The organism is Stenotrophomonas hibiscicola ATCC 19867, from assembly GCF_000382065.1.
GTDB lineage: Bacteria > Pseudomonadota > Gammaproteobacteria > Xanthomonadales > Xanthomonadaceae > Stenotrophomonas > Stenotrophomonas hibiscicola.
On the sequence record NZ_KB907499.1, the window covers coordinates 568,592 to 582,809 of the forward strand.

The 14,218-nt window shown below is 66.6% G+C and carries 10 protein-coding genes, 1 pseudogene and 1 riboswitch; of the genes and pseudogenes, 4 read left to right on the forward strand and 7 right to left on the reverse strand.

The window, feature by feature from the left end; all coding sequences use genetic code 11:
• Nucleotides 1-409: 409 nt before the first annotated feature.
• A complete protein-coding gene (locus tag G370_RS0107410) occupies nucleotides 410-2,374 on the forward strand; it encodes a M2 family metallopeptidase (RefSeq protein WP_019660025.1) in 1,965 nt (654 codons plus the stop codon).
• 114 nt (nucleotides 2,375-2,488) lie between these two features.
• Here G370_RS0107410 and G370_RS0107415 read toward each other — a convergent pair whose 3' ends face one another.
• The 3 genes from G370_RS0107415 to G370_RS0107425 form a co-directional block, all read right to left on the reverse strand.
• Complete coding sequence (locus G370_RS0107415; protein ID WP_019660026.1) at nucleotides 2,489-2,881, reverse strand: hypothetical protein; 393 nt, start codon at nucleotides 2,879-2,881, stop codon at nucleotides 2,489-2,491.
• 83 nt (nucleotides 2,882-2,964) lie between these two features.
• On the reverse strand, nucleotides 2,965-3,861 hold the full coding sequence (locus tag G370_RS0107420) for a siderophore-interacting protein (RefSeq protein ID WP_019660027.1): 897 nt from the start codon (nucleotides 3,859-3,861) through the stop codon (nucleotides 2,965-2,967).
• Nucleotides 3,862-4,002: 141 nt separating this feature from the next.
• Complete coding sequence (locus G370_RS0107425; protein ID WP_026347024.1) at nucleotides 4,003-5,229, reverse strand: multidrug effflux MFS transporter; 1,227 nt, start codon at nucleotides 5,227-5,229, stop codon at nucleotides 4,003-4,005.
• A 298-nt stretch (nucleotides 5,230-5,527) separates the two neighbouring features.
• Nucleotides 5,528-5,630, forward strand: a riboswitch (glycine riboswitch).
• A 62-nt stretch (nucleotides 5,631-5,692) separates the two neighbouring features.
• On the opposite strand from G370_RS0107425, the gene gcvP reads away from it, so the two are divergent.
• The gene (gene gcvP / locus G370_RS0107430; RefSeq protein WP_019660028.1) at nucleotides 5,693-8,560 is read left to right on the forward strand and encodes an aminomethyl-transferring glycine dehydrogenase; all 2,868 of its coding nucleotides are present in this window, start codon (nucleotides 5,693-5,695) and stop codon (nucleotides 8,558-8,560) included.
• 83 nt (nucleotides 8,561-8,643) lie between these two features.
• On the opposite strand, the gene G370_RS0107435 is transcribed toward gcvP, so the two are convergent.
• The 3 genes from G370_RS0107435 to G370_RS0107445 form a co-directional block, all read right to left on the reverse strand.
• The gene (locus G370_RS0107435; RefSeq protein WP_005418291.1) at nucleotides 8,644-9,054 is read right to left on the reverse strand and encodes a VOC family protein; all 411 of its coding nucleotides are present in this window, start codon (nucleotides 9,052-9,054) and stop codon (nucleotides 8,644-8,646) included.
• A gap of 142 nt (nucleotides 9,055-9,196) precedes the next feature.
• Entirely contained in the window at nucleotides 9,197-10,564 is a 1,368-nt protein-coding gene (locus G370_RS0107440) for an amino acid permease (protein WP_019660029.1), read from the reverse strand.
• 82 nt (nucleotides 10,565-10,646) lie between these two features.
• Nucleotides 10,647-11,369 (reverse strand): helix-turn-helix transcriptional regulator, encoded by a 723-nt coding sequence (locus G370_RS0107445; protein ID WP_019660030.1) that lies wholly within the window; start codon nucleotides 11,367-11,369, stop codon nucleotides 10,647-10,649.
• A gap of 114 nt (nucleotides 11,370-11,483) precedes the next feature.
• Between G370_RS0107445 and G370_RS0107450 the strand changes: the two genes are divergently transcribed.
• Both G370_RS0107450 and G370_RS0107455 read left to right on the forward strand, forming a co-directional pair.
• The gene (locus G370_RS0107450; protein WP_019660031.1) at nucleotides 11,484-13,574 is read left to right on the forward strand and encodes a catalase; all 2,091 of its coding nucleotides are present in this window, start codon (nucleotides 11,484-11,486) and stop codon (nucleotides 13,572-13,574) included.
• A 22-nt stretch (nucleotides 13,575-13,596) separates the two neighbouring features.
• Nucleotides 13,597-14,070 (forward strand): hypothetical protein, encoded by a 474-nt coding sequence (locus tag G370_RS0107455; RefSeq protein WP_019660032.1) that lies wholly within the window; start codon nucleotides 13,597-13,599, stop codon nucleotides 14,068-14,070.
• 8 nt (nucleotides 14,071-14,078) lie between these two features.
• Here the strand turns inward: G370_RS0107455 and G370_RS1000000122015 are convergent.
• A pseudogene (locus G370_RS1000000122015) lies at nucleotides 14,079-14,171 on the reverse strand (alpha/beta fold hydrolase); the annotation flags it as partial.
• Nucleotides 14,172-14,218: the final 47 nt, after the last annotated feature.

The window sequence follows — 14,218 nt, forward strand, 5'->3', positions numbered from 1 at the left end:
TCCGACACCGCTCCACCTCTGACAGATTGTCCCGATCTGGTAGATCCACGCCATGCGTGGATGAATTTCCATCGGAATCGAATAGTCGAATTGAATTCGAAAAGCATCCACGCATGGCGTGGATCAATGACAGGTCGCGGAAATCTGTCGAAGGCGGGGTGGGTCCGGTTGCGGGGGCGTGAGCGCCATGGATGGCGCGACCGAGCCTCCATGGACGGATTTACGGCGCCCCCCGCAACCGGACCCGCCCCGCCAAACCACGGATAGTCCGCTGTTGCTGTTGCTTCGGCTTTGCCGTTGCTTGAAAGCCTCTGCGGGTGCCGGGCGCGGCCCGGCCGACTTCCGCCACTTGCGGTGGCAGCGACGGCCCACTAGCCTTCGGCCGTCGTTCACCACCCAAGGACCGCCCGTGAAACACCGTCATCTCCTGCTGGCCTCGGCAATCGCCGCCGCCACGCTGGCCCTGGCCGCCTGCAAGAAGGAAGCTGCTCCAGGCACCGATACCGCCAGCAGCAGCGCCCCGGCCGGCGAAACCGCCGACCAGTTCGTGGCCCGCATCAATGCCGAGTTCAAGGCCGCCTACCCGGAGATGACCTCGGCGCAATGGCTGTCCTCCACCTACATCAACAGTGATTCCGAACGCATCGCAGCCAAAGCCAACGAACGCTCGTTGACCCAGCTCAACAGCTGGATCGAACAGGCCGCCAAGTTCGACGGCAAGCCGATGAGCGAGGACAGCAAGCGCGCGATCCACCTGCTGAAGCTGATGTCCTCGATGCCGGCGCCGCGCGACCCGGCCAAACTGGCCGAGCTGACCCAGATCGCCACCCGCATGGAAGGCAGCTATGGCGCCGGCAAGTACTGCACCGATGCCAACGACCCGAACTCCTGCCGGCAGCTGGGCGAGCTGGAGCAGGTGCTGGCACGCAGCCGCGACTACGACAAGCAGCTCGACGCCTGGCAGGGCTGGCACAGCACCACCAAGAACATGCGCGGCGACTATCAGAAGTTCGTCGGCCTGGTGAACGAAGGCGCCAAGGGCATGGGCTTCACCGATGCCGGCCAGATGTGGCGCAGCGGCTATGACATGCCGCCGGAGCAGATCGGCCCGGAAACCGATCGCCTGTGGGAACAGGTCAAGCCGATGTACGAACAGCTGCACTGCTATGCGCGCGCCAAGCTGGACAAGACCTACGGCAAGGACAAGGCCGAAGTGGGCAATGGCCTGATCGCCGCGCACCTGCTGGGCAACATGTGGCAGCAGGACTGGTCCAACCTGTGGGACCAGCTGGAACCATACCCGGGTGCCGGCAGCCTGGACATCACCGCTGCACTGGAAAAGCAGTACCAGACCAACCTGAGCGCGGCGCTGGCCAAGGCCGGCAAGGACGCCAGTGTGGCGGCCCAGTACAAGGCGCAGCGCGAAGCCGAACTGCGCACCGCCAAGCAGATGACCGAGCGCGCGCAGGACTTCTACGTGTCGCTGGGCATGCCGTCACTGCCGCAGTCGTATTGGGAAAAAACCCAGTTCATCAAGCCTGACGACCGCGACGTGGTCTGCCACGCCAGCGCCTGGGACATGAACATGGAAGGCGACGTGCGCACAAAGATGTGCATCAAGCCGAACGAAGAGAATTTCACCACCATCTACCACGAGCTGGGCCACATCTATTACGACCTGGCCTACAACCCGCTGCCGCCGCTGTTCCAGGGCGGTGCCAACGACGGCTTCCATGAAGCGATCGGCGACACCATCGTGCTGGCGATGACGCCCAAGTACCTCAGCTCGATCGGCCTGGTCGACGCGCCGACCGAAAGCCGCGAGGCGGTCATCAACAACCAGATGCGCATGGCGCTGTCGGGCGTGTCGTTCCTGCCATTCGGACTGATGATCGACCGCTGGCGCTGGGGCGTGTTCGATGGCTCGATCACCGCCGACAACTACAACAAGGCATGGTGGGACCTGAAGGCCAAGTACCAGGGCGTGGCCCCGGCCAGCAGCCGTGGCGAAGAATTCTTCGATCCGGGCGCGAAGTATCACGTGCCGGGCAACACCCCGTACACCCGTTACTTCCTGGCGCGCATCCTGCAGTTCCAGTTCTACAAGGGCCTGTGCGACGCCTCGGGGTACAAGGGCCCGCTGCATGAGTGCACCTTCTACGGCAACAAGGAAGCCGGCCAGAAGTACTGGGCGATGCTGAGCAAGGGTGCCAGCCAGCCGTGGCAGGCCACGCTGAAGGAGCTGACCGGCACCGACAAGCTCGATGCCGGCCCGATGATCGAGTACTTCACACCGGTCAACGAGTGGCTGAAGCAGCAGAACGAAGGCCAGATGTGCGGCTGGCAGACCAACGCGGCCCCGGCGGCGAAATGAGAAAAGGGGCGGGTCCGCGAGGATCCGCCCCTGATGTAGCGCCGGGCCATGCCCGGCGGCTCTTCATCGCACCGCTGCGCTCGCCGGGCATGGCCCGGCGCTACCCACGGCGGATCAGCTGTTCTTCTTCGCTGCCATCGCCGCGGCCAGCTCGGCCTTGAACTCCTCGAAGGTCTGGCCCTTCTCTTTCGCTTCGGCGTACGCGGCGTCGCGCAGCGCGTCGGAGTACATCAGGCGCACCGGCGTGCCATTGCGTTCGTGCAGCTCACCGGCCTGCATGATCAGCGCCAGCACCTGCGCAGCGCTCTCGCTGTGGCCGGCGATGCGGCCATCCATGCCCAGCACCCATTCGCCATCGCGGCGAACGACACCGGCCAGCAGGGTGCGCTGCGCGTCGCGCAGTTCGGCATGCGGCTCCACCGGCGACGCCTGCGCGGCGGCCTTGTTGGCGGCCTGTTTTTCCTGGCGACGGCGCTGGTCGCGGCGGGTCTTGGAGCTGGTGGACATGGTGCGGTACCGCTGCGAAGGGGGGCGCAAGGATAGCGCACCCCGCCCGCAGCGCTGCTTCACGCGTGCTCGATCCAGCACGGTCAGTCCAGCACCTTGCCGTGCCGCCAGTAGCCCATGAAGGTGATCGCGCGGCGGTCCAGCCCGCAGTCGCGGACCAGGTGGCGACGGATCGCCATTACCGCCGCCGCCTCGCCTGCCACCCAGGCATACAGCGGTCCGGCCACGCGGGTATCGGCCTGCTCCCAGAGGATCTGCGTATCGACGTCGATCTCATCCGGCGCATCGCCGGCAGCCGCGCCCGGGGCCGCTGCCAACCGCGCCTGGACCGCCTGCAGCAACGGCTGTCCGTAGGCGGCCCGCCCGCGCGGCAGCCAGACCAGCTCGGCGCTGGAGGGCGCCTTCAGGTGCACGGCATCACCGGCCTGCGCCACCTCCAGCAGCGCCAGCGTGCGCGGCGGATCGACCATGGCCGCCAGTTCCTCGAGGATGCCGGCCACCGCCGGCAGCGCGGTTTCATCCGCCACCAGCAGCACCTGGCCGACTCCCATCGGCGGTTTCCATTCCCAGCCTTCGCTGCTGTCGGCACAGTCGGCATCGGGGGCCAGCAGCACTACGCGGTCGCCCGGTCGCGCGTGGATGGCCCAGCGCGAGGCCGGCCCGGTCTCGCCATGAAGCACGAAATCAACGTCGACCTCGCCCTGCTCGGCGCGCAGGTGGCGGATGGTGTAGGTGCGCATGGGCGGACGCTGGTCGTCCGGCAGCGCCCGGTAGCGCGGGTACCAGTCCTCGCCGCTGGGCACCGGCGGCACGTCCTGGCCGGGCAAGGGGAAGAACACCTTGATGCGCTGGTCCGGGCCTTCGGTCTTCATCCGCGCCACGTCGGCACCGGTGAATACCATGCGGTCCAGGGAAGGAGAAAGAACGCGGCGTTCCTTCAGCGCCACCTCGAACAGGCGGTAGGTCTGCTGCGCAGCCATGGGGGAACCTCATGCAACGACATCGGATCGGCTGGCTGTCGTGCATCCACGCACCGGCTGGCTGGAGTCCCCAGCCTAGTCCGGTCGTTCCTCGCCGCAAGCGTTACGGGCATCGCGGCGTGCCCTACCCCTGCGCGCTGCTCAATCGCCCGTGCAGGCTGCCTGCGCCGCGCGCTCAAGCCGGTGCTCCCAGTACCAGAACACGAAGCCGGCGCCAAAGAACGCGGCCTGGCCCAGCGCCAGGTGCAGCGGGCTGGCACTGAGCAACGGCGACACCACGCCGGCCACCACGGTGCTGATCATCAGCTGCACGAAGGCCTGCAGCGACGAGGCCAGGCCGCGCTGGTGCGGATACATGTCCAGCACCGCCAGCGCCAGGATCGGGAAGATCAGCGCCATGCCCATGCCACCCAGGAAGATCGGCAGTACCGCCCATGGCAGCACGAACTGTGGCGACAGCACCACGTAGCCAACGTTCAACAGCACTGACAATGCGCACAGGCCGAAACCAATGGAGACCTGGCGGGTGGGCGTGGTGTGCCCGGCCATGCGCCCGGACAGGAATGAGCCGGTGGTCATGCCGCCGATGGTCGGGATGAACAACCAGGCGAAACCGCCCTCGCCCAGGTGCAGGTGCTGCATCACGAACACCGGCGCCGAGGAGATGTACAGGAAGATTCCACCAAAGCCGATGCTGCCGGCCAGTGCCAGGCGCAGGAAGCGAGGGTTGAAACCGATGCGCACGTAATCGCGCATCAACGCGCGCGGCGACAACGGCACGCGCGCTTCGACGGGATGGGTCTCGGGCAGGTAGCGTGCAGTGGCCGCCAGCAGGACCAGCCCGAACACCACCAGGAACCAGAAGATCAGCGGCCACCCCGCGCCACTGAGCAGGATCCAGCCACCGATGATCGGCGCGATGGCCGGGGCGATGCCGAACAGCATGGACACCTGGCTCATCAGCCGCTGCGCGTCATGGCCGTGGTACAGGTCGCGGATCACCGCGCGGCCGACGATCATGCCGACACCCGCCGACAGGCCCTGCAGCGCACGGAAAGCCAGCAGCGTGGTCAGGTCGGTGGACAGTGCGCAGCCCACCGAGGCGCCGACGAACACCACCAGGCCACCGAGGATCACCCGCTTGCGGCCCCAGGCGTCGGACAGCGGACCGTGCGCCAGGCTCATCAGTCCGTAGAACAGCAGGTAGACGCTGATGGTCTGCTGCACCGCCACCTCGTCCACCGCCAGGCGCCGGGCCAGCTGCGGGAAGGCCGGGAAGATGGTGTCGATCGAGAACGGGCCGAACATGGCCAGGCCGGCAAGCAGCAGGGCCATGCGGCGGGTGGAGGGAGCAACAGCGGCTGTCATGGGAAAGGCGTCCGGCAGGGCCATGCGCGGCACGCACGGCGGGCGCCGGTCCCCGTCTGCAGGGAGGGCGCCAGATGAATTCAGGTATCCGCCCATCATAGGTGGGGATTGCGCCCGATGCCATGCAGCGGTGCACAGAACGCATGGCCGGGCCATCGGCCATTCAGCCGCGGGGCCGTGCCGGGAGGCGGCCAGCGGGCCCGCAACGGGCTATAATCCGCGGGCAACACGGTGGGAGAAGCGGAACACCGCTGCCGAAGGCGCAACGCCCGTAATCGCTCAGGCCCGATACCACCCGTAACAGAACTCTGGAGAGACCGGTTCGATCCGGCGCCGAAGGGGCACGAAGCTGCGGTTTTCCGCGCTTCCAAACTCTCAGGCAAAAGGACAGAGGGGCGCCCCGCAGACCGCCGACCGGCGGCTTGTGCCCGTGCGTGTGCCCTTTCCTGACGGATCCTTCGCCATGTCCCAGAACACCCCTTCCCTGCGTGAGCTCGAGCACCACAATGCGTTCGTCGAGCGTCACATCGGCCCCAACGATGCCGAGATCGCGCAGATGCTCGACGTCGTCGGCCACGCGTCGCTGGATGCGATGACCGATGCCATCGTGCCGGCCAAGATCAAGTCGCCGGCGCCGCTGGCGCTGCCGGAGTCGATGACCGAAGTGCAGGCACTGGCGAAGATCCGCGCGATCGCCGACAAGAACACCGTGCTGCGCAGCTTCATCGGCCAGGGCTACTACGGTACCCACACGCCGAACGTGATCCTGCGCAACATCCTGGAAAACCCGGCCTGGTACACCGCCTACACCCCGTACCAGGCGGAAATCTCGCAGGGCCGCATGGAAGCGCTGATCAACTTCCAGACCCTGTGCGCCGACCTGACCGGTATGGAGATCGCCAACGCCTCGCTGCTGGACGAAGCCACTGCCGCCGCCGAAGCGATGACCCTGGCCAAGCGTTCGGCCAAGTCGAAGTCGGACACCTTCTTCGTGCACGATGCCGTGCACCCGCAGACCCTGGAACTGCTGCGCACCCGCGCCGAGCCCATGGGCATCGTGCTGCGCGTCGGCACCCCGGCCGAGGCACTGGAAGCAGAAGCCTTCGGCCTGCTGCTGCAGTACCCGGACACCTTCGGCCAGGTCGGTGACTACAAGGCGCTGGTCGATGCCGTGCACGCACGCGGCGGCCTGGTGGCCGTGGCCACCGACCTGCTGGCCCTGACCCTGCTGGCTGCCCCGGGCGAATGGGGCGCGGACATCGTGGTCGGCAACAGCCAGCGTTTCGGCGTGCCGTTCGGCTTCGGTGGCCCGCACGCCGCCTTCATGGCCTGCCGTGACGCCTACAAGCGCTCGATGCCGGGCCGCCTGATCGGCGTTTCGGTCGATGCCCAGGGCAACCCGGCATACCGACTGACCCTGCAGACCCGTGAGCAGCACATCCGCCGCGAGAAGGCCACCTCCAACATCTGTACCGCACAGGTGCTGCTGGCAGTGATGGCCTCGATGTATGCGGTCTACCATGGCCCGGAAGGCCTGACCCGCATCGCCCGCCGCACCCACCGCCTGGCCGCCATCCTGGCTGCGGCACTGCGCAACGCCGGCGTACAGGTCGGTGGCGACTTCTTCGACACCCTGCACGTCACCGGCGTGCACGCCGATGAGATCCATGCCAAGGCACGCGCCGCCGGTTACAACCTGCGCGCGATCGACAGCGACTCGGTCGGCATCAGCCTGGACGAGACCGCCACCCGCGCCGACGTGGTCGCGCTGGCCGCCGTGTTCGGCGCGCAGGCCGACATCGATGCGCTGGACGCAAGCACCGCCGACGCGCTGCCGGCCGGCCTGCTGCGCCAGTCTGCGTTCCTGACCCATCCGGTGTTCAACACCCACCACAGCGAGCACGAACTGCTGCGCTACCTGCGTTCGCTGGCCGACAAGGACCTGGCGATGGACCGCACGATGATCCCGCTGGGTTCGTGCACCATGAAGCTCAACGCCACCGCCGAGATGATCCCGGTGACCTGGCCGGAGTTCTCGCAGATCCACCCGCTGGTGCCGGCCGACCAGGCGCTGGGCTACAAGGAACTGATTGATTCGCTGGAAGCGATGCTGGTCGAATGCACCGGCTACGACGCGGTCAGCCTGCAGCCGAACTCCGGCGCACAGGGCGAGTACGCCGGCCTGCTGGCGATCCGCGCCTACCACCGCTCGCGCGGCGAAGGCCACCGCGACATCTGCCTGATCCCGGATTCGGCGCACGGCACCAACCCGGCCTCGGCGCAGATGTGCGGCATGAAGGTGGTGGTCACCAAGACCGATGCCAACGGCAATGTCGATGTGGAAGACATCCGCCTCAACGCCGAGAAGTACAGCGACCGCCTGGCCGCGATCATGATGACCTACCCGTCCACGCACGGCGTGTTCGAGGAAGAGGTGGTCGAGATCTGCGAGATCATCCACAAGCACGGCGGCCAGGTGTACACCGACGGCGCCAACATGAACGCCCTGGTCGGCGTGGCCAAGCCCGGCAAGTGGGGTTCGGACGTTTCGCACCTGAACCTGCACAAGACCTTCTGCATTCCGCACGGCGGTGGCGGCCCGGGCGTTGGCCCGTGCGCGGTCAAGGAACACCTGGCCCCGTTCCTGCCGGGCAAGCTGGGTGACAACGGCCCGGTCGGCATGGTCAGCGCCGCCAGCTTCGGCAGCGCCTCGATCCTGCCGATCAGCTGGATGTACATCGCGATGATGGGCCGCGAAGGCCTGCGCAAGGCCACCCAGGTCGCGCAGCTCAACGCCAACTACATCGCCAAGCGCCTGGCGCCGCACTTCAAGACGCTGTACACCGGCCGCAACGGCCTGGTGGCGCACGAGTGCATCCTCGACGTGCGCCCGCTGGAGAAGACCAGCGGCATCGGCGCCGAGGACGTCGCCAAGCGCCTGATCGACTTCGGATTCCACGCCCCGACCCTGAGCTTCCCGGTGGCCGGCACGCTGATGGTCGAGCCAACCGAGAGCGAGTCGCTGCATGAGCTGGACCGTTTCATCAACGCGATGATCCAGATCCGAGAGGAAATCAGCGCGATCGAAGACGGTCGCCTGGACCGCGAGGACAACCCGCTGAAGAACGCCCCGCACACCGCCACCGCGGTGACCGCCAGCGAGTGGACCCACGCCTATCCGCGCGAACTGGCCGCCTTCCCGCTGGCCAGCCTGAAGCAGAGCAAGTACTGGCCGCCGGTGGCACGCGTCGACAACGTGTACGGCGACAAGAACGTGATGTGCGCCTGCATCCCGGTCGATGCCTACAAGGACGATGAAGTCGAAGCGTGATTGACGGAACGGCCCGCGCAAGCGGGCCGTTTTCGTTTACGGTAGCGCCGGGCCATGCCCGGCGAGCGCAGCGGCTGAACCGATCACGGGTCCGGCATCTGTCCCAGGCTCAACTGCCACGATACGCCGAAGCGGTCCTGCACCCAGCCATAGCGGTTGCTGAAGTCGTAATCACCCACCGGCATCAACCAATGGCCGCCCTCGCCCAGCACGCGTGCCGCACGCTCGAACTGCTCGGCACCGGAGCACTCGACGAACAGCGAGATCGACGGGCTGAAGGTGAAGTCGTGCACATCCAGGCTGTCGAAGCACAGGTAATGGGTGCCACCGAGCAGGAAGATGGCCTGGCGGACCTGTCCGGGTACGCCGGCGCCGGCCCCCTCGGGGTGGCGTTGCAGGGCCAGCAGGCGGAAATCGGCAAAGGCTTCGGCGTACAGGGCCAGCGCGGCCTCGGCCTGGCCGGTGAACATCAGGAAGGGACGGCTGCGCAGCATGCGGTACTCCTGGTCGACGGGCCGCTGGCGGCCCACCTGCGCACAGTGCCACGCGGAGTGTGTGCCTGTTGTAGAGCCGAGCCCATGCTCGGCTGGCGATCGCGCAAACAGCAGCCTCGACCGTAGGGTCGGCTCTACAGAATCACGCCTCGCGCATGCGCCGCGCGATGGCGCTGCCGGCGGCGATCGTGGCGGTCAGCGCCACCATCGACAGGAACTGCAGGCGGGTGTGCGACTCGCTCAGCAGCAGGCCGAAGATCAGCGCCAGGATCGCCAGCGCGCAGCAGGTCAGCCACGGGAAGCCCGCCATGCGGAACGGCAGCCGGGTACCCAGACGATCCGCGCGGCGGCGCAACACCAGTTGTGAGACCAGCGACAGCGTCCACACCAGCAGGCAGGTCGAACCGACGATGTTCAGCAGCACCGGCAGCACCCGGTCCGGGAACAGCAGTTCCATCACCGTGGCGGCGAAACCGAACAGCACGCTGGCCAGCACGGCAATCACCGGCACCTGGCGCGGATCGGTCCAGCCCAGCACGGCCGGGGCTTCGCGGCGCTGCGCCAGTGAATACATCATGCGCGAGGCGCCGTAGAGGTTGGCATTGAGTGCCGACAGCAGCGCGATCACCGCGATCAGGGTGATGGCGCTGCCGGCACCCGGAATACGGGCAATGTCCAGCACAGCGGCGAAGGGCGACTTCAACGCTTCGCTGGTCCACGGCACCACGGCGATGATCACGCTCAGCGAGCCGATGTAGAACACCAGGATGCGCCACGCCACGGTGCGGATGGCACGGGCGATGCTGCGCTCCGGATCTTCGGTCTCCGCCGCCGCAACGGCCACGATCTCGGTGCCGCCGAAGGCAAAAACGACAACCAGCAGTGCAGCGCCAATACCGGCCAGGCCCTTCGGCGCAAAACCACCATGCTCGGTGAAGTTGCTCAGCCCAGGCGAGGTCACCTGCGGGAGCCAACCCATCAGCAGCGCCACACCGATGGCAATGAACGCCAGGATCGCCGCCACTTTCAGGATGGCGAACCAGAATTCGAACTCGCCGAAGTTCTTCACCCCGAGCAGGTTGATCGCGGTGAAGAACAGCATGAAGGCCAACGCTGCCATCGGCACCGGCACCGCAGGCCAGACCGTGGCCAGCAGCCCGGCCGCGCCTACCGCTTCGGCGGCGATCACGATCACCAGCTGCACCCACCACAACCAGCCGACGGTGGCACCGGCGGTGGCGCCCATGGCATCGGCGGCATAGACCGAGAACGCGCCGCTGGTCGGTTTGGCCGCCGCCATTTCGCCCAGAGCGTTCATCACGATGATCACCAGCGCGCCAGCGACCAAGTACGAGACCAGAACGGCCGGACCGGCCGCCTGCACACCCACGCCCGAACCGAGGAACAGGCCGGCGCCGATGGCACTGCCCAGACCCATCATGATCAGCTGGCGGGGCTTGAGCGAATGTCCGAGGCGGGAGGGCGAAGCGGTCGGAATCGAGTTGGGCATCGGCAGGGCTGGCGGCGGGCTACAGGGGCGACACCTTACCCTGTCCCATGCCCGCGGGGATAGGCACAGCGCAGCAGCCGGCTCAGGCCAGCGCCGGCTCGCCGACACCACCGCCAATACGGGCGCGGTAGGCACGCGGCGAGAAACCGGTTTCAGCCTTGAACTTGCGGGTAAAGGCGCTCTGGTCGCTGAAACCGCAGGCCTGGCCGATGCTGGCGATGCTCTCGTCACCGTGCAGCAGGTGCATGGCCATCTGGATCCGCAGCCGGGTCAGCACCTGCTGCGGGGTCATCTGGAACACCTTGCGGAAGCTGCGCTCCAGCTTGGACAGCGAGAAGCCGGTGATGTCCAGCAGGGTCTGCATGCGCACGTTCTCGGCGTAGTGCGCGTTGAGGTGGGCCAGCGCCAGCCGCAGCTGCTCGTACTGGGTGCCGAGGCTGTCCTTCTGGCCCAGGTCGCGGGAAATGCCGATCAGGCCCTCGATGGCGCCATCGACCAGCAGCGGGCGCTTGCAGGTCAGGCACCAGCCCGGTTCGCGGTTGGCGAACAGGTGCAGCTCCATCAGGTTCTCGATCACCTCGCCGGACAGCACGCGGGCATCCTGGTCGACATAGTCCGCGCTGAGGCCGGTCGGGTAGATCTCGGCCGCCGTGCGCCCGATCACGTCCTTGCGCGCGCGCAGGCCCAGCCGTCGCAGCATGGTCTGGTTGACGTGGGTGTACCGCCCCTGGCGGTCCTTGATGAAGAACAGCACGTCCGGGATGGCGTCGAACAAGGCTTCGATGTCGGCGGGCTCGACTCGCATGCGGCAAGCATACCCGAGCCCGCTTTTGCCCGTACGTTCACCTTTGCCGGACCGGGGTTTAACGGGCTCGGTTCCAGTGTCGTGGTTCCCTTTGACGATCCGGAGCCACCCTCCATGGCCGCCAGCAAGCCGACCGGCAAGCGCGCAACCACCCCGCCCGAAAGCCACCCACGGGGCAATGGCGATGAGCTCCACCAGCAGGCCGGGGGCAGCCATCCGGTGATGACCACCGATCAGGGCATCCCGGTGGCAGACAACCAGAACTCCCTGCGACAGGGGCCTCGGGGGCCCACGCTGCTGGAGGACTTCATCCTGCGTGAAAAGATCACCCACTTCGATCACGAACGCATTCCCGAGCGCATCGTGCATGCACGTGGCAGCGCAGCACATGGCTACTTCGAGTTGACCCGGTCACTGGCCGCCCATACCCGCGCGCGCATCCTGACCGAGGTAGGGGTGAAGACACCCGTATTCACCCGCTTCTCGACCGTGGCCGGTGGCGCAGGCTCGGTGGATACCCCGCGCGACGTGCGCGGCTTCGCGGTCAAGTTCTATACCAGGGAGGGCAACTGGGACCTGGTCGGCAACAACATTCCGGTGTTCTTCATCCAGGACGCCATGAAATTCCCGGACCTGGTGCACGCAGTGAAGATGGAACCGGACCGTGCCTTCCCGCAGGCCGCCTCGGCCCACGACACCTTCTGGGACTTCATTTCGCTGATGCCCGAGTCGATGCACATGATCATGTGGGCAATGAGCGACCGTGCCATTCCGCGCTCGCTGCGCATGATCGAAGGCTTCGGCGTGCACAGTTTCCGCCTGCTGAACGAGGCGGGCGAGTCGACCTTCGTCAAGTTCCATTGGCGGCCAAAGCTGGGCGTCCAGTCAACGGTCTGGGACGAAGCGCTGAAGCTGCAGTCAGCCGACAATGACTTCCATCGCCGCGACCTGTTCGAGGCCATCCAGCGCGGCGACTTTCCCGAATGGGAGCTGGCGGTGCAGTTGTTCACCGAAGAAGAAGCCGACGCATTCCCGTTCGATCACCTGGACCCGACCAAGATCATTCCCGAATCGCTGGTGCCGTTGCAGGTGATCGGGCGCATGGTGCTGGACCGCTGGCCCGACAACTTCTTCGCCGAGACCGAACAGGTGGCGTTCTGCCCGGCCAACGTGCCGCCGGGCATCGACTTCAGCAACGACCCACTGCTGCAGGGCCGCCTGTTCTCCTACCTGGACACCCAACTGCTGCGTCTTGGCGGCCCGAATTTCCACCAGATCCCGGTGAATGCCCCGAAGTGCCCATTCGCCAATCATCAGCGCGATGGCCACATGCAGATGCACGTGCCCAAGGGCCGGGTGGCCTACGATCCCAGTTCGCTGCAGGAGGACTCACCGCGTGAGACGCCTGCGGGTTTCCGCAGCCACGCCAGCGCCGACGATGGCCGCAAGGGCCGTACCCGCGCGGAGAGTTTCGCCGACCACTACAGCCAGGCCCGCATGTTCTTCCGCAGCCTTGAAACGCCGGAGCAGGCGCACCTGGCATCGGCGCTGGTGTTCGAGTTGTCCAAGGTGGAAACGCTGAAGGTGCGGGTACGTACCGTCAGCCACCTGCGCAACATCGATGACTCACTGGCGCGGCGCGTGGCCGATGGTCTGGCCTTGCCCGCCCTGCCCGACCCGGCACCCACCGCCACCCCGGCGCGGGACATGCCTCCCGCTCCCGAGGTGCGTGTGATCGGACGCAACAAGCCTACCCTGCAGGGTCGCTGCATCGGCATTCTGTTCGACGAAGGCTCCGACGCCCGCATCATTGCCAGCCTGAGCAAGGCAGCCAGGAAAGCAGGTGCAGACGTGAAGCTGGTCGCGCCCAAAGTCGGTGGCGCCACGCTGAGCGATGGCGCGATGCAGGCGGCGGATGGGCAACTGGCAGGCACGCCATCGGCTGTGTTCGATGCGGTGGCCGTGGTGCTGAGCGCAGAGGCATCAAAGGCGTTGTCGAAAGAGAGCGCCGCGCTGGAGTTCGTCAGCCAGGCGTGGGCACACCTGAAGGCCATCGCCAGCGACGCGGGAGGCCAAGCGCTGCTGAAGGCGGCGCGGGTCGGCAACGATGCCGGCATCGTCGAAGCGGAAGACGCCAAGGCATTCCTGGCGGCGGCCGCCACCCGCCAGTGGGCGCGTGAGCCCAAGCTGCGCCTGCTGGCCTGACCACAACGACAGGAGAATAGTCATGCCCCGTGGTGACAAATCCGCATATACCGAAAAGCAGAAGCGCCAGGCCGAGCACATCGAGGAAAGCGAACGTGATCGCGGCGCGAGTGAAGGCACCGCCGAGCGCATTGCCTGGGCCACCGTGAACAAGCAGGACGGCGGCGGCAAGCGTAACGGCAGTGCACGCAAAACTACAAAGAAGGCGACCCGCAAGAAGACCGCCAAGACGTCGACAACCAGGAAGACGGCAGCGAAGAAGGCGCCGGCGAAGAAAGCGGTGGCAAAGAAGGCGGTGGCAAAGAAGGCACCGGCTCGCACGACCGCGACAAAGAAGGCCGCAAAGAAGACAGCGAAGAAGGCTGCGGCAAAGAAGGGGAGTACGGCCGCCTCGCGGAGCGCCGCCGCGAAGAAGGCAGCCAAGACGCGGGCCGCGAAGAAGTCCGTGCGCAAAGTGGCGGCGAAGAAAGCTGCGCGTACGCGTGCGCGCGGCTGATGCTTCGGTCAGAAGGGGAGTGTCCTCATCCATGCCGCAACTTCGGCTGCGTCAGCATCAGCACGGGCCTGCAGCAGTAGATGGGGCCCTTCCAGCGAAATACGGCCGCTCAAGGCGGCCGTATTCCTGTCGCTGCAGTGGCAGCCCG

Excerpts from the sequence above, each read along its gene's own strand:
- gcvP (WP_019660028.1), top strand. The coding sequence starts at position 5,693 with ATGTCCCAGAACACCCCTTCCCTGCGTGAGCTCGAGCACCACAATGCG.
- G370_RS0107415 (WP_019660026.1), bottom strand. The coding sequence starts at position 2,881 with ATGTCCACCAGCTCCAAGACCCGCCGCGACCAGCGCCGTCGCCAGGAA.
- G370_RS0107440 (WP_019660029.1), bottom strand. The coding sequence starts at position 10,564 with ATGCCCAACTCGATTCCGACCGCTTCGCCCTCCCGCCTCGGACATTCG.
- G370_RS0107435 (WP_005418291.1), bottom strand. The coding sequence starts at position 9,054 with ATGCTGCGCAGCCGTCCCTTCCTGATGTTCACCGGCCAGGCCGAGGCC.
- G370_RS0107445 (WP_019660030.1), bottom strand. The coding sequence starts at position 11,369 with ATGCGAGTCGAGCCCGCCGACATCGAAGCCTTGTTCGACGCCATCCCG.
- G370_RS0107455 (WP_019660032.1), top strand. The coding sequence starts at position 13,597 with ATGCCCCGTGGTGACAAATCCGCATATACCGAAAAGCAGAAGCGCCAG.
- G370_RS0107425 (WP_026347024.1), bottom strand. The coding sequence starts at position 5,229 with ATGACAGCCGCTGTTGCTCCCTCCACCCGCCGCATGGCCCTGCTGCTT.
- G370_RS0107420 (WP_019660027.1), bottom strand. The coding sequence starts at position 3,861 with ATGGCTGCGCAGCAGACCTACCGCCTGTTCGAGGTGGCGCTGAAGGAA.
- G370_RS0107450 (WP_019660031.1), top strand. The coding sequence starts at position 11,484 with ATGGCCGCCAGCAAGCCGACCGGCAAGCGCGCAACCACCCCGCCCGAA.